The 25,123-nt window shown below is 65.8% G+C and carries 23 protein-coding genes; 14 read left to right on the top strand and 9 right to left on the bottom strand.

The features are described from left to right. Nucleotides 1–54 precede the first annotated feature (54 nt). Nucleotides 55–732: a histidine phosphatase family protein gene (locus tag CH339_RS01155; protein ID WP_111432419.1), complete on the bottom strand. Its 678-nt coding sequence runs from the start codon at nt 730–732 to the stop codon at nt 55–57. Nucleotides 733–1,052: 320 nt separating this feature from the next. On the opposite strand from CH339_RS01155, the gene CH339_RS01150 reads away from it, so the two are divergent. From CH339_RS01150 to CH339_RS01135, 4 genes are all read left to right on the top strand, one after another. Next, nucleotides 1,053–2,810, top strand: a complete 1,758-nt coding sequence (locus tag CH339_RS01150) for a PhoX family protein (RefSeq protein WP_111432418.1) — start codon at nt 1,053–1,055, stop codon at nt 2,808–2,810. 113 nt (nt 2,811–2,923) lie between these two features. Beyond that, nucleotides 2,924–3,274: a rubredoxin gene (locus CH339_RS25060; protein WP_244669012.1), complete on the top strand. Its 351-nt coding sequence runs from the start codon at nt 2,924–2,926 to the stop codon at nt 3,272–3,274. Nucleotides 3,275–3,311: 37 nt separating this feature from the next. Further along, entirely contained in the window at nt 3,312–5,057 is a 1,746-nt protein-coding gene (locus CH339_RS01140) for an Aq_1262 family (lipo)protein (RefSeq protein WP_111432417.1), read from the top strand. 99 nt (nt 5,058–5,156) lie between these two features. After that, complete coding sequence (locus tag CH339_RS01135) at nt 5,157–6,203, top strand: glycoside hydrolase family 3 N-terminal domain-containing protein (protein WP_111432416.1); 1,047 nt, start codon at nt 5,157–5,159, stop codon at nt 6,201–6,203. On the opposite strand, the gene CH339_RS01130 is transcribed toward CH339_RS01135, so the two are convergent. The 3 genes from CH339_RS01130 to CH339_RS01120 all read right to left on the bottom strand — a co-directional run bounded on the left by CH339_RS01130 (nt 6,181) and on the right by CH339_RS01120 (nt 9,035). Beyond that, nucleotides 6,181–7,422, bottom strand: a complete 1,242-nt coding sequence (locus CH339_RS01130; protein WP_170138346.1) for an NAD(P)/FAD-dependent oxidoreductase — start codon at nt 7,420–7,422, stop codon at nt 6,181–6,183. The two genes, CH339_RS01135 and CH339_RS01130, sit on opposite strands and share 23 nt — an antisense overlap. A 49-nt stretch (nt 7,423–7,471) precedes the next feature. After that, nucleotides 7,472–7,816: a RidA family protein gene (locus tag CH339_RS01125; protein WP_111432499.1), complete on the bottom strand. Its 345-nt coding sequence runs from the start codon at nt 7,814–7,816 to the stop codon at nt 7,472–7,474. Between the two features lie 283 nt (nt 7,817–8,099). Beyond that, entirely contained in the window at nt 8,100–9,035 is a 936-nt protein-coding gene (locus tag CH339_RS01120) for a LysR family transcriptional regulator (RefSeq protein ID WP_170138345.1), read from the bottom strand. A 253-nt stretch (nt 9,036–9,288) separates the two neighbouring features. Between CH339_RS01120 and CH339_RS01115 the strand changes: the two genes are divergently transcribed. The 6 genes from CH339_RS01115 to CH339_RS01090 all read left to right on the top strand — a co-directional run bounded on the left by CH339_RS01115 (nt 9,289) and on the right by CH339_RS01090 (nt 16,023). Next, nucleotides 9,289–10,338, top strand: coding sequence for an amino acid ABC transporter substrate-binding protein (locus CH339_RS01115; protein ID WP_111432413.1), 1,050 nt, complete (start codon nt 9,289–9,291; stop codon nt 10,336–10,338). Between the two features lie 96 nt (nt 10,339–10,434). Next, nucleotides 10,435–11,676 (top strand): ABC transporter permease subunit, encoded by a 1,242-nt coding sequence (locus CH339_RS01110; RefSeq protein ID WP_146610088.1) that lies wholly within the window; start codon nt 10,435–10,437, stop codon nt 11,674–11,676. Next, nucleotides 11,673–12,764, top strand: coding sequence for an amino acid ABC transporter permease (locus tag CH339_RS01105; protein ID WP_111432411.1), 1,092 nt, complete (start codon nt 11,673–11,675; stop codon nt 12,762–12,764). The genes CH339_RS01110 and CH339_RS01105 overlap by 4 nt, the downstream gene beginning before the upstream one ends. A 22-nt stretch (nt 12,765–12,786) precedes the next feature. Then, nucleotides 12,787–13,989: a pyridoxal phosphate-dependent aminotransferase gene (locus CH339_RS01100; RefSeq protein ID WP_111432410.1), complete on the top strand. Its 1,203-nt coding sequence runs from the start codon at nt 12,787–12,789 to the stop codon at nt 13,987–13,989. Between the two features lie 86 nt (nt 13,990–14,075). Continuing rightward, entirely contained in the window at nt 14,076–15,074 is a 999-nt protein-coding gene (locus CH339_RS01095; RefSeq protein ID WP_170138344.1) for a ketopantoate reductase family protein, read from the top strand. 16 nt (nt 15,075–15,090) lie between these two features. Beyond that, nucleotides 15,091–16,023, top strand: a complete 933-nt coding sequence (locus CH339_RS01090; protein WP_111432408.1) for an AEC family transporter — start codon at nt 15,091–15,093, stop codon at nt 16,021–16,023. A gap of 60 nt (nt 16,024–16,083) precedes the next feature. Here the strand turns inward: CH339_RS01090 and CH339_RS01085 are convergent, their stop codons facing one another. The 5 genes from CH339_RS01085 to CH339_RS01065 all read right to left on the bottom strand — a co-directional run bounded on the left by CH339_RS01085 (nt 16,084) and on the right by CH339_RS01065 (nt 21,115). Next, nucleotides 16,084–17,172 carry an ABC transporter ATP-binding protein gene (locus CH339_RS01085; RefSeq protein WP_111432407.1) on the bottom strand — a complete coding sequence of 363 codons (1,089 nt, stop codon included), beginning with the start codon at nt 17,170–17,172 and terminating at the stop codon, nt 16,084–16,086. 8 nt (nt 17,173–17,180) lie between these two features. Then, nucleotides 17,181–18,008 carry a carbohydrate ABC transporter permease gene (locus tag CH339_RS01080; RefSeq protein ID WP_111432406.1) on the bottom strand — a complete coding sequence of 276 codons (828 nt, stop codon included), beginning with the start codon at nt 18,006–18,008 and terminating at the stop codon, nt 17,181–17,183. A gap of 4 nt (nt 18,009–18,012) precedes the next feature. Beyond that, on the bottom strand, nt 18,013–18,855 hold the full coding sequence (locus CH339_RS01075) for a carbohydrate ABC transporter permease (protein WP_201240922.1): 843 nt from the start codon (nt 18,853–18,855) through the stop codon (nt 18,013–18,015). A gap of 79 nt (nt 18,856–18,934) precedes the next feature. Beyond that, nucleotides 18,935–20,176: an ABC transporter substrate-binding protein gene (locus CH339_RS01070; RefSeq protein WP_201240923.1), complete on the bottom strand. Its 1,242-nt coding sequence runs from the start codon at nt 20,174–20,176 to the stop codon at nt 18,935–18,937. A gap of 177 nt (nt 20,177–20,353) precedes the next feature. Next, on the bottom strand, nt 20,354–21,115 hold the full coding sequence (locus tag CH339_RS01065; protein ID WP_111432405.1) for an SDR family NAD(P)-dependent oxidoreductase: 762 nt from the start codon (nt 21,113–21,115) through the stop codon (nt 20,354–20,356). A gap of 183 nt (nt 21,116–21,298) precedes the next feature. On the opposite strand from CH339_RS01065, the gene CH339_RS01060 reads away from it, so the two are divergent. The 4 genes from CH339_RS01060 to CH339_RS01045 are packed head-to-tail and all read left to right on the top strand — an operon-like array spanning nt 21,299 to nt 25,067. Next, a complete protein-coding gene (locus CH339_RS01060; RefSeq protein WP_170138343.1) occupies nt 21,299–22,072 on the top strand; it encodes a DeoR/GlpR family DNA-binding transcription regulator in 774 nt (257 codons plus the stop codon). A gap of 35 nt (nt 22,073–22,107) precedes the next feature. Continuing rightward, nucleotides 22,108–22,911 (top strand): BtpA/SgcQ family protein, encoded by an 804-nt coding sequence (locus CH339_RS01055; RefSeq protein WP_111432403.1) that lies wholly within the window; start codon nt 22,108–22,110, stop codon nt 22,909–22,911. Nucleotides 22,912–22,923: 12 nt separating this feature from the next. After that, the gene (locus tag CH339_RS01050) at nt 22,924–24,435 is read left to right on the top strand and encodes an FGGY-family carbohydrate kinase (protein WP_111432402.1); all 1,512 of its coding nucleotides are present in this window, start codon (nt 22,924–22,926) and stop codon (nt 24,433–24,435) included. After that, nucleotides 24,432–25,067 carry an HAD family hydrolase gene (locus CH339_RS01045; RefSeq protein WP_111432401.1) on the top strand — a complete coding sequence of 212 codons (636 nt, stop codon included), beginning with the start codon at nt 24,432–24,434 and terminating at the stop codon, nt 25,065–25,067. The genes CH339_RS01050 and CH339_RS01045 overlap by 4 nt, the downstream gene beginning before the upstream one ends. Nucleotides 25,068–25,123 lie beyond the last annotated feature (56 nt).

Genomic DNA, 25,123 nt, shown 5'->3' with positions numbered 1-25,123 from the left:
GGGCTATCGCACTCGGTCAATGCCGCTGCCGGCGGCAAACGGCAAGGCGTGCCATCACCCCTTGCCCGAGCGGTCCCACCAGCTCGACAGCCGATCCGTCAGGATACGATCCGGGATGCCCTCATAGTGCGAGACGTCGTTGAGGAGCCTCAGCCGGGCACGGGAATCGGTCATGAAATCGAGGATCGAGAGCGCCGCCGGGCTCTGGTCTAGCCGATCCCGGTAGCCACGCACATCGAAGCCTAACAGGCTGCTGATGACGAGCCGGTTGGTGCCCTTGTGGGAGACCACGAGGACATTGCGGTGCCGGTGCGCCTCGACGATCCGCCGGACCACCGGCAGCGCGCGGTTGAGGACGTTGACGCCGGATTCCCCGCCCTTCGGGGCGATCGTGAACGGATCCTCCTGCCAGATCGCGTATTCCTCGGCAAAATTCCGCTCGACCTCCGACCGGCTTTTCTCCTCCCAGTGCCCGTAGTCGATCTCGCGCAGGCCCTGTTCCACGATTGGCGCCAGCCCGTGCGGTTCGGCGAGGATGGTCGCGGTCTCGATCGTGCGGTGCATCGGGCTGGCATAGACCGCATCGAGATCGTGGCCGCTCAGCCGCTCGGCGAGCCGGGCGACCTGCTGCCGTCCTTCGTCTGAAAGATGCACGTCGGACGAGCCTGCGAACCGGTCCTCCGCGGTCAGGGTCGTTGCGCCATGGCGCACGAGAAAGATACGGGTCGGCACGGGCCTGAACTCTCCTTGCAGTGATGCGGGGCCGGCATCTTGGACGAGAACAAGATCGCCCCGCAATCCCCAATTGGCCGGCTGAAAGTCCGACCGTGTCCCGACCCCGGCACCGTTTGATTTCCTTCACGGAAACGCTCCGGTCCGCGCCGCGACGGTTTTGCCGCACCCGAAACCGCCTGCCACCTTCATAGCAGCGTCATGTTCTTAATTAAGAATGTCTCGTAATCGTTGAAAACAAAGAGCTTTCGGCCGGCAGCATCGCTCCGGCCGGAAAAATGCCTTTCCCACCAGTCTCAAAAAATCACGGGGTGTCATTCATGACCATTCGCTCTCTGCTCCTGTGCACCACGGTGCTGACGGGGCTTTCCACGGCCGCCATGGCCGCCGAGATGTCGTTCTCGCCGGTGAAGTTCCCGGAAACCGATGCCGAGAAGCGTGCCGCGGTCGCGTCCGATGCCGTCACCGTCGACGGCGCCGAGCACAAGATCGGCTACCACGTCCTCATGCGCTCCGGCGACATGGACGTCGGCATCCTCACCGACAAGGACGGCAATCCGGTCAAGAACGAGGACGGCTCGACCCACGTCTCCGTCGATGCCGACTTCACCTCGCTGCTGCCCGTCGGCGACAAGCTGTTCTCCGTCAGCCATTTCGAATCCCGGCCGGGCGCCATGTATGTCACCGAGCTGAAGCAGGGCGACGACGGCATGCTGACCGCCGTCTCCACCAAGCCGGTCGACTTCTCCGCCTTCGGCGGCCTGTGGGTCCCGTGCGCCGGCTCGGTGACCCCCTGGGGCACGCATCTGGGTTCGGAAGAATACCCGGCCGATGCCCGCGCCATCGAGGACGCCAAGACGATCGAGGACATCGACGACTACAACAAGCCGATGGTCCGCTATTTTGGCGTCAATCCGTCCGACATGACGGTCGATGACTTCCGCGCCGCCTACAACGCCTACCGCTACGGCTTTGTCACCGAAGTGACCGTTGCCGAGGACGGCACCGCAACGCCGCAGAAGCACTTTGCCACCGGCCGCGTCGCCGTCGAGCTCGGCTACGTCATGCCCGACGAAAAGACCGTCTACATCTCCGACGACGGCACCAATGTCGGCCTCTTCCGCTTCGTCGCCGACACGGCGGGCGATCTTTCCGCCGGCACGCTCTATGCCGCCAAGTGGACCCAGACCTCCAATGAGGGCGCCGGCGCCGCCGACCTTTCCTGGGTCGACCTCGGCCATGCCGACGATGCCTCTGTGCAGAAGCTGATCGAGGCCGGCACCAAATTCTCCGACATCTTCGAGGTCGGCGAGATGGCCGAGGACGGCTCCTGCGGCGAGGGCTTCATGGGCTCCAACGCCGAGGGCGCGGCCGAGTGCCTGAAGGTCAGGGACGGCATGGAACTGGCCGCCTCGCGGCTCGAGACCCGGCGCTATGCCTCGATGATGGGCGCCACCACCGAGTTCCGCAAGATGGAAGGCATCACCTTCGATCCGGCGACCTCCAAGCTCTATCTGGCGATCTCCGCCGTGGAGCGCGGCATGGAAGACAACGCCAAGAACGGCAAGGCGACCGACAAATACGACAAGGGCGGCCGCAACGACATCAAGGTCGGCTCCAACAAGTGCGGCGCCGTCTACGAACTCGACATCGACGGCGACATGGTCGCCAGCGCCATCCGCTCCGTGGTCGAAGGCAAGGAGACCTCCTACGAGGACGGCAGCCCCTATGCCGGCAACAAGTGCGACGTCGATGCCATCGCCAACCCGGACAACCTCACCTTCGTCAAGGGCACCCGGACCCTGATCATCGGCGAGGACACCGGCTCCGGCCACCAGAACGACGCCATCTGGGCCTACAACATGGACAGCAAGGCGCTGACGCGGATCATGACGACACCGTACGGCTCTGAGACCACCTCGCCCTACTGGTACGGCGACATCAACGGCCACGGCTACCTGATCGCCGTCATCCAGCACCCCTATGGCGAATCCGACCAGGACAAGCTCTCCGACGCCGCCGATGCCCGCGCCTATATCGGCTATGTCGGCCCGTTCCCGGCGATCGCCGAGAAGTAGGCGACCTTCCGGTCACGATGGACCGGACGACACATCCTGCGGCCGGGAGACACTTCCGGCCGCCCGCATGCCTGACGGATGGACCGGATGTCCCGCGTAGGAAGCATGGCGTGATGATGTACCGAATGCTGCCGCGACGCGGCGCCCTCAAAACCCTGGCGGCGCTGTTTATCGCTCCCCTCCTTGCCCGGCCGGCCGCGGCAAGCTCGCCGCCCACCACTCCGCCAGCACCCGGCATGGCACTGAAACGGCTGCAGAAATGGGAATGCACCAACGAGGAGTGCGAGCCCTATGTCTACGACCCCTCGGTCGGCGACCTGAATGTGCAGGACCTCGACAATCCGATTCCGCCGGGCGTTGCCTTCGAGGACCTGCCGGACGACTGGATCTGCCCGATCTGCGCCGACCCGAAACGCGATTTCGAACCCTTGGGCGAATGGGTCGAGGTCTGGGTGAAGGCCTGAGTCCGTTTTTTGAGAAAGCGCCGGCCGCCGGCAGGAGATGACCGATATGAAAATCCACCGCCAGAAGCAGTCCAGGGCCCTCCTGTCGGCAACGGCCGCCCTTGCGCTTGCGACGGGATTTGCGACCGGCGCGGCGGCGGCGGACCTCACCTCCGGGACACTGCACAACCCGACGGCATACATCCCCAGCCAGTGCTACACGAAGATCGTCGACGACGCGCACCGGGTGCACAATCCCTGCTTCACCTGCCATGCGCGCTCGCGACCGCCGACCTGGATCCACGATGACGACCTGCAGATGAGCTACGCCCTGCCGGCCCCCGCCCTGAAAAATCCCTGGACCAACCTCTTCAGGGACCGCTCGGCCGAGGTCGCCGCGACCACCGACGCCGATATCCTCGCCTATGTCCGCACCGACAACTACCGCAGCGCTAACGGTGGCCTCGCCCTCTCCGAGAAACTCGCCGATCTGCCGGCCGGCTGGGACGCCGACGGCGACGGCAAATGGGGCGGCTTCGTCCCTGACTGCCGTTTTTCCTTCGACGCCGAAGGCTTCGACCGCGATCCGGCCGGCACGCCGACCGGCTGGCGCGCCTTTGCCTATGCGCCGCTGCCGGGCGGCTTCTGGCCGACCAACGGCTCCACGGACGACGTCCTCATCCGCCTTGCCGAGCCCTACCGGCAGGCTGCCTCCGGCAGCACCGACCTTGCCGTCTACAAGCTAAACCTTGCCATCGTCGAGGCACTCATCACCCGGCGCAACGTGCCCATCGAGGCGACCGACGAGACCCGCTACGGCGTCGACCTCGACCGCGACGGCAGCCTCGGCACGGCGACGCACGTGACCTATGACTGGGCGCCGCTGGACGGCCGCGACATGTCCTATGTCGGCGCCGCCAAGGCTTTGCAGGAGAACGGCGAGGCGCCGCTCGCCGCCGGGCTCTATCCGCTCGGCACGGAGTTCCTCCACACCGTGCGCTACATCGACATCGACGACGCCACCGGCGAGGTGAAGATGGCGCCGCACATGAAGGAGGTCCGCTACATGGTCAAGACGCGGTGGCAGACCTATGCCGACCGCGAGGAAGGCCATCTCGCTGAGGCCAAGGAGCGGACCGACTTTCCCGACCGCATCGCCATGTTCTTCGGCGATACCGAACACGGCATTTCCAACGGCACCGGCTGGCGCCTGCAGGCCTTCATCGAGGCCGCTGACGGCAGCCTCAGGCCGCAGAGCTTCGAGGAGACCGTCTTCTGCATGGGCTGCCATGGCGGCGTCGGGGTCACCGACGACGACGTCTTTGCGTTCTCCCGCAAGCTCGGCGCCAACGCCCATAACGGCGGCTGGTACCACTGGACGCAAAAGGGCCTTCGCGGCGTGCCCGACCCGATCCGCACCGACGGCGAGCCGGAATATGCCTACTACCTCAAGAACAACGGCGCCGGCGACGAATTCCGCAACAATAGCGAGATCATCGAAAAGTTCTTCGACGACAACGGCACGCTGCGCCCGGAGATGTTGGACGCCCTGAAGGACGACGTCGCCGTGCTGCTCTATCCCTCGGCCGAGCGGGCAATGACCCTCAACAAGGCCTACCGGCTGATCGTCCGCGAGCAGAGCTTTTCCAAGGGCCGCGACGCCGTCGTCGCCCCGCCCAAGAACGTCTATCGCGACGCCTCCGATGCCGACGAGGAAAACGCGCCCTATGTCGCCGGCAGCCAGCCCCTCGGCGCGCCCTATGCGCGGCGCAGGGCGGCGGCATCGTCCGCAACCGGCGAATAGGCGACACGCGACGGGCGAGACCGCTATGATCGTTCGTCGGCGATGCCTCAGACAGGGTCGCCGGACGGGACGCGTTCATTGCAGGGAGGGCCTTCGGCCATGAGCCCGGACGCCGCCTCCGACGACCTTGCACGCGATGCCTTTGCGGTTCTGCTGCCGGCGTTCGCGAGCCTGGACTGCCACGCCGTCGCCCTGCCGCTCCTGGAGTGCGGCTGCACGTCGATCCTCATCGGTGAGACCCGCGCGGAATACCTTGCAAGGCGCATGTCGGTCGAGCGCCTCGCCGCGGAAACCGAAGCGGTTTTTTCCGGCGCTATCGCGCGCCTGCGCGAGGCCTGCCCGGACCTCATCGTCGCCGTCGACCAGGAGCCAATCGGCATCCGGCGCCTGCAGGGCCTCATGCCGTTCCTTGCCGAGGGCGAGGATATCCGAGAGCTGGACAGCGCCACCATCGAACACCGCGCCGCCGAAATGGCGCGTGCGGCGCGCCGGCTCGCGGTAACCGCGTTCCTGGCGCCGATCCTCGATGTGGTGACCGGCCGCAATGCCTGGCTGTCGGGCCGCACACTCGGCGCATCGCCGGAAGACGTCGGCCGCATCGGCGCGGCTTATATTCGGGGCGCCCGGGCCGCCGGCATCGCCGCCGTCGCCAAGCATTTTCCGGGCTTCAACGAGCTCGCACGCGATCCGGCGATGTATGACGTCTCCCTGGAAACCCCGCGCGAGACGCTGATCGCCGACGCCCTGCCCTTCCGTGCCGCGATCGCGGCCGGTGTCTCCGGCATCATGGCCGGCCCGGCCCCCGTCGCCGCCCTCGATCCGGACAATGCCGCCTGCACGTCCCGGGCCGTCATCGATCTTCTGAAGGGGGAGTTCGGATTTGAGGGGCTGGTGGTGACCGACGATCTCGACGCCCCGGCGACCCTGCGCGGCCGGCCCGTCGCCGAGGTGGCGGTCACGGCGCTCGCCGCCGGAGCCGACCTGCTGCTGGTCGTCGGCGGCCCCCACCTGCACGAGGTCGCCGACGGCATTCTCGACGCGGTCGCGGCAGGCACGCTGCCGCAGGAGCGGCTGCGCGACGCCGCCCGCCGCGTGCGTGCGTTCGCCGCCGGCCCCGGGGCCGTCAGCCGAAACGGGAGATGCTGAAGGGCTTCATATCGATCGGCGGGGTCCGGCCGGCGGCAAGGTCCGCGATCAGGCGTCCGGTCACGCCCCCCATGGTCAGGCCGAGATGGCCGTGGCCGAAGGCGAAATAGGTCTTGTCCGCGTTCGGCGCCTTGCAGATCACGGGCAGGCTGTCGGGCGTCGACGGCCGGTGCCCCATCCACGGGGTGACGTCGTCGGTGCGAAGGTCCGGCAGCGCCTCTTTGGCGAGGTTGAGCAGCCGGAAGGCGCGCTGGTAGTTGGGCTCCGCATCGAGCTTGGCGAGTTCCGCCGTGCCGGCAATGCGCACGCCGTCCAACATCGACACCGCGCCGAATTTCTGGTCGCCGAAGACAACCGGCCGGCCGAGTTCCACGCCCGCATTGCGCAGCATCAGGTGATAGCCGCGCTCGGTATCGAGCGGCACATAGGAGCCGAGCTTCTTGGCCCACGGCTTGGAATAGGCGCCGGCGGCAATGACGATCTCGTCGACCTTGCGTCGTCCGGTGGAGGTGATCAGCGTGCGCTTGCCGTCGGCATCGATCTCAAGATCGTTCACCGTCTCCTGCAACAGCTCGCCGCCATCGGCGCGGAATTTCCCGGCAAGGGTCTGCGTCAGCACGGCCGGATCGAGCGTGCTGATGCAATCGTTGAAGAGCAGCGCGTGCTTGTAGATGCGCGCGACCGCCGGCTCAAGCTGCGCCAGCGCCTCGACCGGAATCGTCTCGATGCGAATGCCGTGGCGACGGCGCATGTCGTGGGCCGAGCGCGCGGCCTCGAAGGCCGCATCGGTCTTGTAGAGATAGAGTTCGCCGGTCTCGCGGATCAGCGACCAGGCATTGGCCGCATCGAACAGCGGCTTGAAGCTGTCGACGGCCAGCGCCAGGATGCTGGAAAGCGCCGTTGCCGCCGCCTCGACCCGGTGCGGCGCCGCCGCGGCGATGAAGCGGATCAGGTATGGCGCCAGCCGCGGCAGATACTGCCAGCGCACCACGAGCGGCCCGTTCGGGTCCAGCATCATGCCGGGAACTTGGCTGAGGATACCGGGTGTCGACAGCGGCACCAGGCCGCCGACCTGGATGATGCCGGCATTGCCGAAGGAGCAGCCCATGCCGGGGGCGTCCCGGTCGATCAGGGTGACGTCATGGCCGTCCCTGAGGAGTTGCAGGGCGCAGCAGGTGCCGACGGTGCCCGCGCCCAGAACGGTGAAATGTCTCTTCATGGCTCGCCTTCCAATGGCTTTTCGCGACGAGGCGTCAGGGGGGGGGGCGTCAGACGGCTGCGACGAGCGCGATCTCGATGCGGATGTCGGGGGCGGCGAGTGCGGCGCCGATGCAGACCCTAGCAGGCTGCTTTCCGGGCACGACCCAGGCGTTCCAGGCATCGGAAATCTTTGCCCGGTCATCAATGTCGGCGAGCCAGATGGTGGCGGACAGCACCCGCTCCTTGCTGGTGCCGGCCTCGGCCAGCATTGTGTCGAACTTGGCGAGGATCTCCGCGGTCTGGCCCTCGACCGGCAGGCTGAGGTCGGACGCGACGATGCCGGAGACGAACAGCATGCCGTTATAGGCGACCATGTCCGACTTGTGGCCGGCGGGCGTGTAATGGGTGATCATGGAAAAAGGCCTGTCCTTTCCCGATCCGTCGCCGCCTGCCGGGTCGGCAGGCGGCATCATGCTGGCGGACCGTGCGCAGCGCATGCCCAGGTCACCCCGGCCCACGCGCCATGCGTTAGCTTTATGATTTTGCACGTGTCTCGGTCTCGATGCTGAGAGCCGCTTGGGAAGACACGCTTTTGAGGATCAGAACTTTGGGCGGCAGGCGCGAAGAAGGGAATACGGCCGATCGGTCATATCAGTTATCGCATATCCGCCATGGCAGGAGCCGTTCGCGCGGGGCTCACCGGCGCTCGGACAGCGCGTCGATGGACTTGGCGAAGTCGCGGATATCGTTGCGGATCAGCGACACCAGCTCCAGCGCACCGCGCTCGATCTTGCGGTTGCGCGCCGTGGCGATGCTGAAGGTGACCTCGATCCGCGGCTCGCCGATCCACGGCATGAAGACGTCGGGCCGGTCGATGTCGCCACACACCGACCCGAACGGCACCACCGCGAAACCGCCCTGCCGGCGGGCCAGCGCCCGCGCCGTCACCAGGCTGTCGACCTCGAAGACCACGTTGAGGCCGACGCCGGCGCGCCGCGCCGCATGCTCGATGGCGCGCCTGAGACCGTGCTGGCGGGTCTGGGCGATGATCGGCACACCGCTGAGCTGGGGAAGGCTCAGCTCGCTCTGCCCGTCGAAGCCGCGGCGGCGGGCGAGTTCGACAGAGCCGTAGAGCACGAGCCGATCCATGAAGACCTGTTCGGCGACGAGATCGCCGGACAACCCCGCATCGTAGAGCAGGCCGACGTCGATGCGCCCGGAGAGCAGCATCTCCTGGATGATGCCGCTGCCGCCGCCGGTCACCTGGACGGTCATGTTCGGACGCATCTCGGCGTATTTCAGCAGGCAGTCGGGCACGAACGCCTCACCGAGAAACTGGATGACGCCGAGCGAGATCGAGCCGCGAAGGTCGTTTCGCCCGTCGTCCACCTTGTGCCGGAGCGTGTCCGTATCCTTGAGGTAGCGCTGCGCAATACCGAGAAACTCCTCTCCGGTTTCCGTCAGCCGGACACCGCGGCCGGTCCTGTGAAACAGCTTGGCGCCGATATCGTCCTCAAGCTGGCGGATGTAGCGGCTGAGCGAGGGTTGATCGAGACCGAGCACCGCCGCAGCGGCCGAGAAGCTGCCGAATTCGGCAATTGCCGAGAAAAAGTGCAGGTGTTTTTCGTTCATGGGACCCGGGATTGCGATTCCGCCATATCTGTTATGGCAATTACTGGAATTGCCGTAGCAAGAACCGAGCCATAGCCTGACCTTATCGAACGGTCGCAAATCCAATGTCTGCCGGCCGGGAGAAATCCGGAGCGGAGAAATCCGGTAAGAGAACATCCGCTACCGGCCAGCGCGCAAGAACGCTGAATACTGTGGAGGACACGCCAAAGCCCCGCGATCACGAGGGGATCGCCACCAAACTGGGGAACTTTGAATGTTGTCTACACTCCAAAGCGCTTCCAGGCGTGCGGCTCTGCTTCTGACGGTCGCCGTCGGTAGCTGCCTCGCAGCCTCCAGCATCGCCAACGCCGGCACGACGCTCGACGCGGTCAAGGAACGCGGCGTTCTCAAATGCGGCACCTCGATCGACGTTCCCGGCTTCGGCTATCCCGATTCCGACGGCGTCCTGCACGGCATGGACGTCGACTACTGCAAGGCGGTCGCCGCGGCCGTCCTCGGCGACGCCACCAAGGTCGACTTCATCCCGCTGACGACCCAGACCCGCTTCCCGGCCCTGCAGTCGGGCGAGGTCGACGTCCTGTTCCGCCAGGTGACGACCACCTTCACCCGCGACACCTCGCTCGGCTTCCTGTCGGGTCCCTACACCGTCATCGACGGCCAGGGCATGATGGTGCCGAAGTCCCTCGGCGTCACCAAGGCGACCGAGCTGAACGGCGCCACCGTCTGCGTCACGCCGGGCTCCAACTCCGAGCTCAACATTGGCGACTTCTTCCGTGCCCACAACATGGAATTCACCTCCATCGCCATGGACAGCTTCGACGACATGCGCCGCGCCTTCTTCTCCGGCCGGTGCGACGTCTTCACCTCGGACCGTACCTATCTCGGCTCGATCCGCGTCCTGTCCAAGAACCCCGACGATTTCGTCGTCCTCAACGACGTCATCGCCAAGTCTCCGCTGGCCCCGGTCGTGCGCCAGGGCGACGACGAGTGGTACAACATCATCCGCTGGGTGGTTTACGCGCCGATGATCGCCGAGGAAGTCGGCGTCACCAGCGAAAACGTCGACGAAATGCTGGCATCCAGTTCGTCGCCGCGGGTGCAGCGCCTGCTCGGCAAGCAGGAGGGCCTGGCCAAGGGCCTCGGGCTGTCCGACGACTGGGCCTACAACATCGTCAAGATGGTGGGCAACTACGCCGAGCTCTATGACCAGAACCTCGGCATGAAGTCGGCGATCAAGCTCGATCGCGGCGCCAACAACCTCTACCTCAACGGTGGCCTGCTCTACCCGCCCCCGTTCCTTTGAGCCCTGCCGCCCCCCGGCGGCATCCGGACCTATCGAAACGGTTTCCCGCCCCTTGCGGCGGGAAACCGGACCGGGCTCAGACGGAGAGTGGATACCATGTTGGACGTTTCCTGGCGCAAGGGCGACCTCGATGAGGCGCCTTCGACGCCCCCTGCGACGACCGCGGCCGGCCTCCTGCCGCCGCCGCCGCCGAGCCTTCTCGGCCCCGCGCTCTGGCGCACAAGGCGCGGCCGCGCGGTTCTCTGGCAGGTGTTCGGGGCCGTCGTCCTGTTCGTGGTGCTGCTGGTCTTCACCCGCATCATGTACGGCAACCTGGTCCGCCAGAACCTCAATCTCGGCCTCGACTTCCTCAACCGCGAAGCCGGCATCGACATCGCCGAGAGCATCATTCCCTACGCGCCGGAAGACAGCCTCGGCTGGATGATCCTCGTCGGCGCGGCCAACACGCTGCGCGTCGCCATCATCGCCTGCATCCTGTCGACCGTCATCGGCGTCGTCGTCGGCGTCATGCGCGTTTCCGAAAACCCGCTCCTGAAGCTGGTGACGGGCGCCTATGTGAACCTTGCCCGCAACACGCCGCAGCTCCTGCAGATCCTGTTCTGGTACACGCTGCTCCTGCAGCTTCCCGTCGTCCGCAACGCCCTGTCGCTGGGCGACACCATCTTCCTCAGCCAGCGCGGATTGCAGGTGCCGGCCCTGGAATTCTCCGGCGACGGCACCGGCCTTGCCGCTGCAGGCGCCGCCGCGACCGCGCTGTTCCTCATTCTTGCGCCGCTATGGCGGACCGTCTTTGGCCGCTCGCCGCATCTGGTGACGCGGCTCGTCCTGGCGCTCATCGCCTTCATCGCCGTTGCCATCGCGGCCGGCGCCTTCTCCCTGTCGCCGCCCGTGCGCGGCACCTTCAACTTTACCGGCGGCATGACGCTGACGCCGGAATTCGTGGCGCTGACCGTCGCCCAGTCGCTCTATGCCGGCGCCTTCATCGCCGAACTGGTGCGCGGCGGCATCGAGGGCGTCCACCAGGGCCAGCGCGAGGCCGCCGGCAGCCTTGGCCTGTCCAATCTCCAGATGCTGCGCCTCGTCGTCGTGCCGCAGGCGCTGCTGGCGATCGTGCCCTCGGTGACGACGCAATATATCAGCGTCATCAAGAACAGCAGTCTCGCCATCGCCATCGGCTTTCCGGACTTCTTCTGGGCACTGTCGACCACCATCAACTTTTCCGGCCACAGCATCGAGGGCGTCGCCATCATGGTCGGCGGCTACCTCCTGCCGACGCTCTTGGCGGCCACGCTCATGAACCGCTTCAACAAGAAGCTGGTGGAACGGGGGCAGCGATGACCACCTTCATACAAACGCAGCCCATCCCGGCGCAGCCGAACCCGAAAAAGGAAGAGCTCTCGCTGCCGCGCCGCTACGGCAAGATGCTTCTCGGCACGCCCACCAACGTCTTCATCACCGTCGGCTGCGTCGTCATTCTGTGGCTGGTCGTGCCGCCCCTGTTCCGCTGGCTCTTCAGCGAGGCGGTATGGGCGGGCACGCCCGAGGAATGCCGCCAGGCGGCCGGCGCCTGCTGGCCGTTCATCCAGGAAAAATTCCGCTTCTTCATCTACGGCATGTATCCGCTGGACGAACGCTGGCGGGCGACCCTTGCCATCGTCATCCTGTTCGGCATCACCGGCATCGCCATGGTCCCGCGCTTCTGGGGCAAGGGGCTGGTCTTGACGTGGCTCGCCGCCATCGTCGGTGTGTTCTGGCTGCTGCTCGGCGGCTTCGGGCTTCCTCCGGTGCGCACCGAAATGATCGGCGGCCTGCCGCTCACCCTGTTGCTCAGCCTGACGGTGCTGCCGCTCGGCTTTCCCGTCGGCCTTCTGCTGGCCCTCGGCCGGCGCTCCGAGTTCCGCCTGTTCCGCTGGATTTCGATCGCCATCATCGAGGCGTTCCGCGGCTCGCCGCTCGTCGCCACCCTGTTCATCGCCTCGGTCATGCTGCCCTTCTTCCTGCCCGAGGGCATGACCCTGCCGAAGCTGATGCGCGCGCTGGCGGCGTTCCTGATCGTCGCCGCGGCCTATATCGCCGAGGCCCTGCGCGGCGGCTTCCAGGTCGTGCCCGAAGGCCAGGCCGAGGCGGCGTTCTCCATCGGCATGAAACGCTGGCAGATCCTGTTCCTGATCACGCTGCCGCAGGTCATCCGCCACTCCATTCCCGGCCTCGTCACCATCGTCGTCCTGTTCTTCAAGGACACCTCGCTGATCATCGTCATCGGCATGTCCGATTTCCTGGCCGCGATCCAGCTCGCCTCCCGGGACCCCGCCTGGATCGGCTTCACCGTCGAAGGCTACGTCTTCGCCGCCGCCTTCTACTTCACCTTCTGCTACGTGCTGAGCCTTTATGCCCTGCGGCTGGAGCGCCGGCGCCAAAACCATTGACCTTCTAGAGGGAAACTCCACCATGCCTGAACTGGCCAGTCGCGTAAGCAACACCCGCCCCTCCGTCACCATGGCCCTGATACGGCGCGCCGCGGAACTGCGTGCCGAGGGCAAGCAAGTGACGTCCCTGATCGCCGGCGAGCCGGACTTCAACACGCCGGAACACATCCGCGCCGCCGGCATCGAAGCCATCAAGCGGGGCGATACCCGCTACACCGCCGGCGACGGCACCAACGAGCTGCGCGCCGCCCTCGTCGACAAGCTGCGCAGGGAAAACGGCCTGGAATACGCGTCGTCGGAAGTCGTCGCCGCCAACGGCACCAAGCCGCTCTTGCAGGCCGCCTTCCTCGCGCTTGCCGATCCGGGCGACGAGGTCATCGTCCCGGCACCCTACTGGGTCTCCTATCCGGACATCGTGCGCCTGTGCGGCGCCGTCCCCGTGCCGGTCGTCTGCACCCAGGAGAACGGTTTCCTGTTGCAGCCGGAGGACCTGGAAGCGGCGATCACCGAGCGCACCCGCGCGGTCCTCATCAACACGCCGAACAATCCGACCGGCGCGGTCTACGACGCCGAGCTGCTGCGCAAACTCCATGACGTGCTGCAGCGGCACCCGGCCGTGACGGTCGTCACCGACGAGATCTACGAGCACCTGACCTATGACGGCCTGACCGCGCCGTCGCCGGCCTCCGTCGGCGAGGATGCCAAGGCACGCACCATCGTCATCAACGGCTTTTCCAAGGGCTACGTCATGATGGGCTGGCGGCTCGGCTTCGCCGCCGGCCCCGCGAACCTCATCAAGGGCATGTCGAGCGTCCTCAGCCATCTCGCCGGCTCGCCGAACTCGATCTCCCAGGCGGCGGCCGTCGAGGCCCTTCGCGGCGACAACAGCTACCAGGCATCGAACCGGGACTCCTATGTCGACCGGCGCGACCTGGCCCTGTCCATGGTCAACCAGATGCCAGGCCTTGAGGCGGTGCGCACCTCCGGCTCGTTCTTCGTCTTCGCCAATTGTGCGGGAACCCTCGGCCGCAAGACGCCGGCCGGCGAGACGATTAACAGCGACGAGGATTTCTCGCGGCTGGCCATCGACGAGGCCGGCGTTCTGGTGGTGCCGGGCAGCGGGTTCGGCCTATCGCCCTTCCTGCGGATGTCCTACTCCGTCGACCTTGAGGACCTGCGCGGCGCGCTGGAACGGCTGCGCAAGTTCTGTAACCGGCTTAGCTGAGCCCCATCCACATCCGGCATGAGCCGAGACCCGGAAACGCCCTTTCCGGGACACGACCCCCTGCCTCCATCGTTCAGGAGATGACAATGAAGATCTGTGTCTACGGCGCCGGTGCCATCGGCGGCCATCTCGCCGTGCGCCTAGCCGAGGCCGGCCATGACGTTTCCGTCGTCGCCCGCGGCCCGCACCTGGCGGCGATCCGCGAGGCCGGCCTGTCGCTGCAGAGCGACGGCAAGACGGTCACCGTCCACCCGCAGGCGACCGACGACCCTTCCAGCCTGCCGACGCAGGATATCGTCCTCGTCACGGTGAAGACGCCGGCCCTGATGGGCATCGCCGACGGTATCGCGGCCCTATGCGGACCCGAGACGGCCGTCGCCTTCTGCGTCAACGGCCTGCCCTGGTGGTACCTGGCAAGCCTTGACGTGCCCCAGGACGCCTGGTCGCCGGCGATCGCCGCCATGATCGGAGCCCTGACCGAGAAGGTCGGCATCTCGCGCACCATCGGCGGCATCGCCTTTTCGGCCAACCACGTCGAGGCGCCGGGCCTTATCATGAATTCCAGCCCGACGGCCAACAGGTTCGTGTTCGGCGAAGCGGACGAGCGCGTGCGACCGCTCTGCGCGGCCCTTGTCGAGGCGCTTTCCAGCGACACCCTCGATGCGGTCCACAGCGAGACCTTCGAGCGCGAGATCTGGAAGAAGCTGAGCCTCAACTGCGTCACCGGCGGGATCGGCGCGCTCACCGGCATGACCTCGCGCAACCTCCTCATCTTCCCGCCGCTCGCTGACCTGACCCGCGACGCCTGGCTGGAAGTCGGTGCCGTCGCCGCCGCCTTCGGGATGACCGACATCCTCGCCCCGCTGAAAGAGACGGTCGCCAGGGTCGGCAACCACAAGTCGTCCATGCTGCAGGACTTCGAACTGCGCCGGAAGCCGGAGATCGAAACCCTGCTCGGCGGCGTCAGCGATCTCGGCCGGCTGAAAGGGGTCCCCGTGCCGACCATCGACACGCTGCTGGCCCTGACCCGCGCCCGGGCGGAAACGCTCGGCATCGCGCCGTTCCCGAACCCGGCCCAGTCCTGACCCCGGCGGATTTCCCATGTCCATTCTTGCCATCATCATCCCGGTGATCGGTCTGATCGCCGTCGGCTGGCTGGCGCAGAAGACGCGTCTCGTGTCGCGCGCGGCCGAAGAAGGCCTGACCGAGTACGTCTTTTCGATCGCCGTGCCGGCCCTGATCGTCCTCACCCTGACCAAGGACTTCGACGGCAAGGATTTCTCCTGGGCCTACCTGATCGCCTATTTCTCCGGCGTGGCGGTCGCCTGGCTCGCCGGGATGCTGATTGCCACCCGGCGCGGCAACGGCACCTGGAAGGAAAGCGTCCTCTTCGGCTTCGTCTCGGCCCAGTCCAACACGGTCCTCCTCGGCATTCCGCTGATCATCCGGGTCTACGGCGATGCCGCGGCGATGCCGATGTTTCTGCTGCTCGCCGTCCACCTGCCGATCATGATGACGGCGGTTACGCTGATGGTCGAAGGGCCAACCTCCGGCACCGGCCTCAAGACCCAATTCGCCAAGATCGGCACCTCGCTGATCCGCAATCCGATCGTCGTCGCCATGATCATCGGGCTTTTCCTGAAGCTGACCGGCCTGACGCCCGGCGGCATCCTGGCGACCCTGCTGGAGGGCATCGGCAAGACCACCGCGACCTGCGCGCTCCTTGCCATGGGCATGTCGCTCGCGCGCTACAATCTGGTGCGGGGATTGACCAGCGGGCTGATGCTGAGCCTCGTCAAGCTCGTCGTCCATCCGCTCGCGGTCTGGGTGCTGGCCTTCAAGCTGTTCGGCCTGCCGCCCGTGGTCGGCGGCGTCGCCGTCATCTATGCCGCCCTGCCGTCGGGCATCAACAGCTACCTGGTCGCCAAGCGTTACGGCGCGGCGGAGATGGAAGTCTCGGCGACGATCATCCTGGCAACGCTGCTGTCCGTCGTCAGCCTGTTCCTCTGGCTGTCATTCCTCAACGCGCAATAGGAAACGGGCGTCGCCGCCCCGCTCCGGGTCCGGCGGAAAACGCCGAAAGGACGACCGGCCTCAGGCTGCGTCAGGGGCGACCCGCTCGCCGGTCTCTTTCAGGAACAGGTGCAGCCGGTCGCGGGCAAGAGACAACGGCACGGTGGCGCCCTCCTCGAAGCGATGGAGGAAGCGCTCCTCGAAGATCGCCTTGAAGTCGGTGTCGCCGGCCCGCATCGTGACGATGCCGCGGGCGCCGAGGAGTTCCACGAACCGTACCGAAAACGAGAGCGTCGCAGCGGTCTCCTCTTCCGGCAGATCGTCTGGAAAATAGAAATCGTCCGGCCGGAAGCCGATGGTGACCTTTGTGCCGTCCCCGGGGAGCGACGGCGCCGAAATGGCTCCGATCGGCGTCCCGACCTTGCCGTCCGAAACCGTGCCGTCGACGAAATTCATCGCCGGGCTGCCGATGAAGCCGGCGACCATCAGCGAGGCCGGACGGAAATAGATTTCCGAGGGCGAGCCGATCTGCTCGATCCGCCCCTTGTTCATGACGACGATCCGGTCGGCCATGGTCATGGCCTCTTCCTGGTCGTGGGTGACGTAGACGGTCGTCGCATCGAGGCTGCGGTGGAGCTGCAACAGCTCGGTGCGCATTTCAACGCGCAGCTTGGCGTCGAGATTGGAGAGCGGCTCGTCGAACAGGAACAGGCTCGGCTCGCGCACGATCGCCCGGCCGATGGCGACCCGCTGCTGCTGGCCGCCGGAAAGCTCGCGCGGCCGGCGGCCGAGGAGGTCGGTGATGCCGAGCATCTCGGCGGCCGTTTTCACCCGCTCGGCGATCTCGGCTGCCGGCAGTTTGCGCGCCTTCAGCCCGAAGCCCATGTTCTGGGCGATCGTCATATGCGGGTAGAGCGCATAGTTCTGGAACACCATGGCGATGTCGCGCTCGCGCGGTTCCAGGTTGGTGACGTTGCGCTCGCCGATCCAGATCTCGCCCGCAGTGGCCGGTTCGAGGCCCGCGAGCATCCTCAGCGTCGTCGACTTGCCGCAGCCGGAGGGGCCGAGAAGGACGGCGAACTCGTGCGGCTCGACGGTCAGGTCGATGCCCTTCAGCACCTCCACGGCGCCGAAACTCTTCGATAGGTCTTTCAGTCGAACGCCAGCCATAGACGGTCCTAGAACTTGACGGCGCCGCCGCCGAGGCCGCGCACCAGGTGTTTCTGGATGAAGAAGGAAACGATCAGGATCGGCACCACGGCAATCAGGATGGCGACCGCCATCTTGCCCATGTCGATGCCGCGGAAGGTCCAGAAGCCGGCGATCGCCACCGGCAGGGTCTTGCTCTCGCCGCCGGTGAGGATGAGGGCGTAGAACATGTCGTTCCACGACAGGACGAAGCCGAACACGGCCGCCGCCGCGATGCCCGGACGGATCGCCGGCAGGATCACCTTGTAGAAGGCCTGGAAGCGCGTGTAGCCGTCGATCATCGCCTGGTCCTCAAGCTCGCGCGGCACGTCGTCGAAAAAGCCGATCAGGAACCAGGTGATGACCGGCACGACGAAGGTCAGGTGCGCAAGGATGACGCCCATCAGCGAGTCGATGAGGCCGAGTTGGTAGAGGATCAGGAACAGCGGCAGGATCAGGATCGCCGGCGGCATCATCTCCGCGGCAAGGATCGTGAAGCGGAACCCGGCCCCGGTCTTGTAGCGCGAGAAGGAATAGGCCGCCGGCGCGCCTGTGAAGAGCGCGACGCTGACGGTGACGACCGAGACGATCAGGCTGTTGAGGATGTTCTTCGGCACGTCCGAGCCGAGCAGCACGTCGTTCCAGTTCCTCGCCGTCGGCGAGAACGTCCACACATCCGGCAGGGCGACGACGCTCGCCGGCTTGATCGAGGCAAGGAAGATCCACAGGAACGGGAAGAGGACGACGACGATGGCCAGCGCGACGACGAGCGCGACCACAAGGCTGGCAAGGCGGCTTTGTCCGACGGTGTTGGTCATGGCCCTACTTCCTCTGCATCGCGGAATAGAGGATGACGACCAGCACCAGGGTGATGGCGATCAGGATAAAGGCCATGGCCGCGGCCTCGCCCATGCGGAAGAACCGGAACCCGGTCTTGTAGATGTGAAAGAGGATGACTTCCGTCGCATCGCCCGGTCCGCCGCGGGTGATGGCGTAGACATATTCGAACACCTTGAAGGCATCGAGCGCGCGGATGATCAGCGCAACGAGGATGACGGGCCTGAGCATCGGCAGGGTGACGTGCCAGAACGTCATCCAGGGCGAGGCGCCGTCGACCTTGGCCGCCTCGAAGGGCGAGCGCGGCAGCGCTTCCAGCCCGGCAAGGAACATCAACAGCATGAACGGCGTCCACTGCCAGGCATCGATCAGCATCAGGCTGAAGAGGGCGAGATCGGCGCTGAACCAGTCGACCCCGAGCCCCATCAGGCGCAGATAGTGGGGGATGACGCCGAGTTCGGAACTGAGCATGAAGCGGAACATCAGGCCGACGGCGATCGGCGTGATGAACATCGGCGCCAATAGCACGGCGCGGGCAAAGTTCTGGAACCGCACCAGCCGCTGCAGCAGCAGCGCAAGGCCGAGGCCGAGCACCAACTCCAGGCTGACGGCGCCGGCAACGAACATCAGCGTGTTCGTCATCGCCTTGAGGAACGGCGCGTCGCCGAAGATGTAGAGATAGTTGTCGAGGCCGCGGAAGCGGACGTCGTAGAGCCGGGTCAGCCGGTAATCGTGCAGCGAGATCCAGGCCGAAAAGACAAGCGGGTAGGCCATCACCGCTGCCAGGAGCAGCGTCAGGGGCAGGATCAGTCGATAGCGCAGCGACACGATGCCGAACTTCCCGTCAGAGGCGAAAAGGGCCGCGACCGGCAGAATAGGCGCCGGTCGCGGTTGCTTGCCGGAGGACCTATTGGGTCCGTTTCACGCCGTTTGCTGCGGCGTCGAGCGCTTCTTTTACGGTCTTCTGTCCCGAAACGGCCGCGCTCAGCTCCGTTCCGACGATCTCGATAAGCTCTTCGGCATGGGGTCCGGTGGCGAGCGGCGCGGCATCCTCAAGAATGCCCTGCAGCGTCGTGTAGTAGTCCTTGCCGAAGCCCTTTTCCCAGACGTCCTTGTCGTTTATGACGCTGGTGCGCACCGGGGCGCCGCCGGCGATCACGCGTTCCTTGGCAACCTCCGGGCTGGTGATCCAGGAGACGAACTTCCAGGCCGCGTCCTTGTCCTCGGCATTGGCCGGGATGCCCCAGAACCAGGCGCCGAGCGCCGCCTTGCCGCCGGGCACTTCGTAGAGCTTGAACTTGCCGGCGAGGTCGCCGGACATGCCGCCCTTGGCGTTCAGCGTCGGCAGCATCCAGTTGTAGCTCAGCATGGTCGCGGCCTTGCCGGAAGAGACGGCCCGCAGCGCCTCGTCGAAGCCCCAGTTGAGCGAGTTCTTCGGGGCGGCGGTGTTGTAGGTGTCGATATACATGTCGAGCGCCTTGACGGCGGCGTCGTTGTTGATGATCACCTCGCCGTTCTCGTCGAACAGCTCGCCACCCTCGGCATAGAGCCAGTTCTTCCACTCCTCCATGATCTTGTAGCCCTTCTGGGGCTGCATGGCGGCGCCGTAGAAGTCGTCGGTGGTCAGCTCCTTGACGACGGAGACGTAGTCTTCCAGCGTCGTCGGGACCTCGATGCCCTTGTCGTCGAAGATGTCCTGGCGGACGATCAGGCCGAGGGCGTAGTTGTAGTAGGGAACGCCATAGGTCTTGCCGTCGACGACGCCGACGTCCGCGACGGCCTTGATGAAGTCGTCGTATTTGTAGCCCTCGTCGGCCTTGATGAAATCGTCGAGCGGGGTCAGGTAGCCGGCGCGCGAGAATTCCTCCATCCACGGATTGTCGACGATGATGACGTCATAGGTGGCGCTCGGCGCCAGGCTCGAGGTCAGGATCTTGTCGCGCATGGCATCGAACGGCATGGCATCGAAATTGACCTTGATGTCGGGGTTTGCCGCCTCGAACTTCTCCGTCAGCTTCTTGACGATGTCGTAGTCCGGCACTTCCTCGATGATGATGTTCAGTTCCGCCGCAAGGCTCGCCCCGGAGATCATCACGGCCGCAGTCCCGGTCATGAGTGTGGTCAGGGACCATTTGCAAAGTCTGTTCATCGCTTTTCCTTTCGCTGACAGCGTCTGTTCCGGCGGCCGTCTTGCGGGCCGCGCTCCTCCAAAAGACGCTTCGGATGCGCCCGTCGGGCTCTCGATGGTGCCTTTCTCTCCGCCTTCTCCCCGGTGCCGTCCGTCGCATGCGGCACTCTTATTGTCTTGAGGTGTCTTGAGGCCTCCTCAAGTCGTGTAGACGCCGCCGGTCACGTTGACCGCCTGACCGGTCATGAACCGCGCCGCATCGGACGCGAGGAAAACGATGACGTCGGCGACGTCCTCGGGTTCCTCAAGCCGGCCGAGCGGCGTCTGGTCGATATAGGACTGGCGCACCGCCTCCGGCGTCGAGCCGGCGAGCTCTGCTTCCCAGATCACCTCGCGGTCCTGCATCGGTGTGCGCACGAAGCCGGGACAGACCGCGTTGACGCGAATGCCGTCCCTGGCGTGTTCGCGGGCGAGCGCCTGTGTCCAGCCGACGACGGCGAACTTGCTCGCCGAATAATGGGCGAGGAACGGCGCGCCGACCTTGGCCGCCAGCGAGGCGGTGTTGACGATGACGCCGGGCTGTTTCTTGTCGAGGAAATGCCGGACCGCCGCCTGGTTGGTCAGGAAGATGCCCTTGGCGTTGACGTCGACATTGAAGTCCCAGTCTTCTTCCGTGAGGTCGATCGCCCGCTTCATGCTGGAAACGCCGGCATTGGCAACGACGATGTCGATCTGTCCGAAGGCCTCGCCGGCCTTGGCGAACGCCGCCTCGATCGAGGCTTTGTCGCGCACGTCGACTTTTGCGGTGACCGTTCCGTCGTCGAACTCGGCCGCGACACCTTTGAGCCGCTCGGTATCGATGTCCGTGAGGGCGAGCCGGCAGCCTTGCCTGGCGAATGCCCTGGCCGCTGCGAGGCCGATCCCGTTGGCGGCCCCGGTGATGAGGACGGTTTTGTTCATTTCGTTCCCATACGGTCGTTATAGCGTCACATTCTCACATAAACGAACACATTTCAATCACATTTCGTTTGAAAATGTGCTTTTTCTGTTTTAGATTGACCAAACAAACAAAATTGCACAAACCGTATACAAATCGGGCCGAACACAAACCGGGATTGGTGCTCCTTCATGCCGGACGTCAAAATGCCAGCGGTGCAAAGGCGCAAGCTCATCCTGGAGACCGTCCAGGAACAGGGTTTCGTCACCGTACCCGGCATGGCCGACATCTGCCGCGTCTCGGAAATGACGCTGCGCCGCGACCTCGACCAGCTCGCCGAGCAGAACATCCTGGTGCGCACCCATGGCGGCGCCGTCTCCCTGGAGCGCTCGGGCGGCCTCAATGTCGACCTGGTGGAGCCGAGCCTCGATGCCCGCGCCACCCGCAACAAGGCCGCCAAGCAGGCAATCGCCCGGCGCGCGCTTCAGATGATCGATCCGGGCACCAGCATCGCCCTCGACATCGGCACCTCGACCTTCGAGCTCGCCGACCTGCTGCATGACGTCGCCGTCAACATCTTCACCAACAGCCTGAAGATCGCCGGTCACCTGAGCGCCGCAACGCCGGACGTCTACATGCCCGGCGGACAGGTTTCCGGCACCGAGCCCTCCCTGATCGGCGCCCGCGCGGCCCAGCACCTCAACGGCTACTATTTCGACATCGCCTTCATCGGCGTCTCCAGCCTCTCCACCGAGGGGTTTTTCGACTATTCGCTCGCCGATGCGGAGATCAAGCGAACCCTGATCGCCCGGTCCGAGCAATCCGTCGTCCTCCTCGACAGCTCCAAGTTCGAGCGCATGTCCGTCGCCCTCGTTGCCAGCATGGACGAGATCGACGTCCTCGTCACCGACGCCCGCCCACCCGAACAGCTCGCCGCTGCGCTGGCCGATGCCGGCGTCCGCGTCGAGGTCGCCGGCTGACGATCAAGAAAAGACCAAGAACGAAGGAAAACCAGATGATTTTCGACTTTTTCGGCGACAAGAAGAAGGCCGTGGTCGCCATGGCACATATCGGCGCGCTGCCCGGCTCGCCGCTCTACGATGCCGATGGCGGCATGGACAAGCTCGTCGAGGATGTCGTCAGCGACATCGAGAAACTGCAGGCCGGCGGCGTCGATGCCATCATGTTCGGCAACGAGAACGACCGGCCCTATCTGCTCAAGGCAACGCCGGAGAGCATCGCCGCCATGACCGCGGTGGTCGCCGCCGCCAAACAGGTGCTCAAGGTACCGTTCGGCGTCAACTATCTGTGGGATCCGACCGCCACCGTCTCCATCGGGGTCGCCACCGGCGCCTCCTTCGTGCGCGAGATCTTCACCGGCGTCTTTGCTTCCGACATGGGCGTGTGGGCGCCCGACTGCGCGACGCCGTCGCGCCTGCGCCGCAATCTCGGCCGCACCGACATGAAGATGCTCTTCAACATCAACGCCGAGTTCGCCCATTCGCTGGACCAGCGGCCGATCAGCCTGCGCGCCAAATCGGCGGTGTTCTCGTCCCTCGCCGACGCCATCCTCGTCTCCGGTCCGATCACCGGCCAGCCGGCCGATGCCTCGGACCTGCGCACCGCCGCCGAGGCGGTCGAGGGCATGGTGCCGGTCTTTGCCAACACCGGCGTCAACATCGACAACGTCCGCGACGTCATGTCGGTCGCCTCCGGCTGCGTCATCGGCACCCATTTCAAGATCGATGGCGACACCTGGAACTCGGTCGATGGCGACCGGGTCAAGCGCTTCATGGACGTCGTCAACTCCGTCAGATAGGGCCCCCGCGCCATGCCTTGCGTCCTCGGCCTCGACATCGGCACCACCTCGACGATCGGCATCCTGATCTCCCTGCCGGACAAGGTGCTGGCAAAGACCTCCCGCCCGGTCACCTTCTCCTCGCCCAAACAGGGCTGGGCGGAGGAGAACCCGGAGGAATGGTGGGAGAACGTTGCCGCGATCGTGCCGACGCTGATCGCCGAGGCCGGCATTGCGGCCTCGGACATTGTTGCCGTGGGCGTTACCGGAATGCTGCCAGCCGTCGTTCTGCTCGACCGTGAGGACAATCTCCTGCGTCCCTCGATCCAGCAGAGCGACGGCCGCTGCGGTAAGGAAGTGACCGAACTCGCCGCCGAGATCCCCGAGGCCGAATTTGTCCAAAAGGCCGGCAACGGCATCAACCAGCAGCTCGTCGCCGCCAAGCTGCGCTGGATCGAAAAGCACGAGCCGGACGTCTTTGCCGGCATCGACACCGTCTTCGGCTCCTACGACTACATCAACTGGCGGCTGACCGCCGAAAAGGCGGTGGAGCAGAATTGGGCCTTGGAGGCCGGCTTCGTCGATCTCGCCACCGGCGACCTTTCCGACGACCTCATCGCCCTCGGCCATATCCCGCGCACTGCCGTGCCGCGCCAGATCGGCTGCCACGAGGTCCTCGGCCCCGTCAGCGCCTCTGCGGCCAAGGCGACCGGCCTGCCGGAAGGCATTCCCGTCGTCGGTGGCGCGGCCGATCACATCGCCTCGGCCTATGCCGCCGGCATCACCAAGCCCGGCGACGTCCTTTTGAAGTTCGGCGGCGCCATCGACATCATGCTGGCCTCGGAAAAGGCTATGCCCGATCCGCGCATGTTCCTAGACCGCCACCTGATCCCCGGCCTCTTCATGCCCAATGGCTGCATGGCGACGGGCGGCTCGGCGCTGAACTGGTTCGCGGAAAAATTCGCCCGCGGCGAGGCGGAAGCGGCCGCAAGCGCCGACCTCACCCTCCACCAGCACCTCGATGCGATCGCTTCAGAGACGCCCCCCGGCGCCGACGGCGTCGAGGTCATCCCCTATTTCCTCGGCGAAAAGACGCCGCTGCACGATCCGGATGCCCGCGGCGTCATCAACGGCCTCAGCCTCAACCACGACCTCCGCCATGTCTGGCGCGCGCTGCTTGAGAGCTACGCCTATGCTCTGCGCCACCACATCGAGGTCTTCAACGATATCGGCCACCCGACCCTCAGCTACCTCGCCTCCGACGGCGGGTCGGGCTCGCGCCTGTGGATGCAGATCTGCGCCGACGTCCTCCAGCATCCGGTGCAGTTGCTTGTCGGCCATCCCGGTTCGTGCCTCGGCGCGGCCTGGATGGCCGCCATCGGCGCCGGCCTGACCGACGACTGGGACGGCGTCTCGAAATTCGTCTCCTACGGCGAGCGCGTGGAACCCGACCCTGCCAACGCCAATCTCTACGACGCCGGCTATGCGCGCTTCCGGGCCAACTACGAGGCCCTCGCTAGCGCCTGCCGGACGCTTGCCCAATGACCATCCGCGCCGTTGCCTGGGACGTCGACGGGACCCTCGTCGACAGCGAACCGCTGCACCTTCGCGCGCTGCTCGCCACCTGCGCGGACTACGGCGTCGACATCTCCGACCTGCCCGACGACCGCTTCGTCGGCGTCGATCTCTACGGCGTCTGGGAGGCGCTGAAGGATCGCTATCCCTGGAGCCTTTCCCGGGAGCGCTGGATCATCGTCCTCAACGAGCACTACCAGCGCAACGCCGACAGCCTCAAGCCGATCCCCGGCGCGGCCGAGACGGTGCGCGCGCTCGCCGAGCGTGACATTCCGCAGGTCGCCGTCTCCAACTCCAACCGCGTCGTCGTCGACACCAACCTGAAAACCCTCGGCGTCGCCGACCTGATGCGGTTCTCCCTGTCGCTCGACGACGTGCCCGCCGGCAAGCCCGATCCCGCCCCCTATCGCATGGTGGCGGAGCGCCTCGGCCTTGCCCCTGGCGAAGTGCTCTCCATCGAGGACAGCCCGTCGGGCATCGCTTCGGCGCGCGCGGCCGGCGTCGTCTCCGTCGGCTTTGCCGCCTCCCCGGTCGATGTCGGCGCTGCCGACCGCACGATCAAGACGCTGGACGAAGTCATCGGCCTTGTTACCGCGAGCTGACATTTCCGCCTCGCAGCCGGAGTGTCCTCAGCAACGTCTGACTTGTTGAACACGCG

This window comes from Rhodobium orientis (assembly GCF_003258835.1).
Classification (GTDB): domain Bacteria; phylum Pseudomonadota; class Alphaproteobacteria; order Rhizobiales; family Rhodobiaceae; genus Rhodobium; species Rhodobium orientis.
This window is presented reverse-complemented; position numbering and strand designations above follow the sequence as displayed.

Bases quoted from the DNA above. Each gene is read 5' to 3' on its own strand.
- CH339_RS01070 (WP_201240923.1), bottom strand. From the start codon at position 20,176: ATGAACAGACTTTGCAAATGGTCCCTGACCACACTCATGACCGGGACT.
- CH339_RS01100 (WP_111432410.1), top strand. From the start codon at position 12,787: ATGCCTGAACTGGCCAGTCGCGTAAGCAACACCCGCCCCTCCGTCACC.
- CH339_RS01065 (WP_111432405.1), bottom strand. From the start codon at position 21,115: ATGAACAAAACCGTCCTCATCACCGGGGCCGCCAACGGGATCGGCCTC.
- CH339_RS01055 (WP_111432403.1), top strand. From the start codon at position 22,108: ATGATTTTCGACTTTTTCGGCGACAAGAAGAAGGCCGTGGTCGCCATG.
- CH339_RS01110 (WP_146610088.1), top strand. From the start codon at position 10,435: ATGTTGGACGTTTCCTGGCGCAAGGGCGACCTCGATGAGGCGCCTTCG.
- CH339_RS01045 (WP_111432401.1), top strand. From the start codon at position 24,432: ATGACCATCCGCGCCGTTGCCTGGGACGTCGACGGGACCCTCGTCGAC.
- CH339_RS01115 (WP_111432413.1), top strand. From the start codon at position 9,289: ATGTTGTCTACACTCCAAAGCGCTTCCAGGCGTGCGGCTCTGCTTCTG.
- CH339_RS01095 (WP_170138344.1), top strand. From the start codon at position 14,076: ATGAAGATCTGTGTCTACGGCGCCGGTGCCATCGGCGGCCATCTCGCC.
- CH339_RS01125 (WP_111432499.1), bottom strand. From the start codon at position 7,816: ATGATCACCCATTACACGCCCGCCGGCCACAAGTCGGACATGGTCGCC.
- CH339_RS01090 (WP_111432408.1), top strand. From the start codon at position 15,091: ATGTCCATTCTTGCCATCATCATCCCGGTGATCGGTCTGATCGCCGTC.
- CH339_RS01130 (WP_170138346.1), bottom strand. From the start codon at position 7,422: ATGAAGAGACATTTCACCGTTCTGGGCGCGGGCACCGTCGGCACCTGC.
- CH339_RS01135 (WP_111432416.1), top strand. From the start codon at position 5,157: ATGAGCCCGGACGCCGCCTCCGACGACCTTGCACGCGATGCCTTTGCG.
- CH339_RS01140 (WP_111432417.1), top strand. From the start codon at position 3,312: ATGACCGATATGAAAATCCACCGCCAGAAGCAGTCCAGGGCCCTCCTG.
- CH339_RS01085 (WP_111432407.1), bottom strand. From the start codon at position 17,172: ATGGCTGGCGTTCGACTGAAAGACCTATCGAAGAGTTTCGGCGCCGTG.
- CH339_RS01105 (WP_111432411.1), top strand. From the start codon at position 11,673: ATGACCACCTTCATACAAACGCAGCCCATCCCGGCGCAGCCGAACCCG.
- CH339_RS25060 (WP_244669012.1), top strand. From the start codon at position 2,924: ATGATGTACCGAATGCTGCCGCGACGCGGCGCCCTCAAAACCCTGGCG.
- CH339_RS01060 (WP_170138343.1), top strand. From the start codon at position 21,299: ATGCCAGCGGTGCAAAGGCGCAAGCTCATCCTGGAGACCGTCCAGGAA.
- CH339_RS01150 (WP_111432418.1), top strand. From the start codon at position 1,053: ATGACCATTCGCTCTCTGCTCCTGTGCACCACGGTGCTGACGGGGCTT.
- CH339_RS01050 (WP_111432402.1), top strand. From the start codon at position 22,924: ATGCCTTGCGTCCTCGGCCTCGACATCGGCACCACCTCGACGATCGGC.
- CH339_RS01120 (WP_170138345.1), bottom strand. From the start codon at position 9,035: ATGAACGAAAAACACCTGCACTTTTTCTCGGCAATTGCCGAATTCGGC.
- CH339_RS01080 (WP_111432406.1), bottom strand. From the start codon at position 18,008: ATGACCAACACCGTCGGACAAAGCCGCCTTGCCAGCCTTGTGGTCGCG.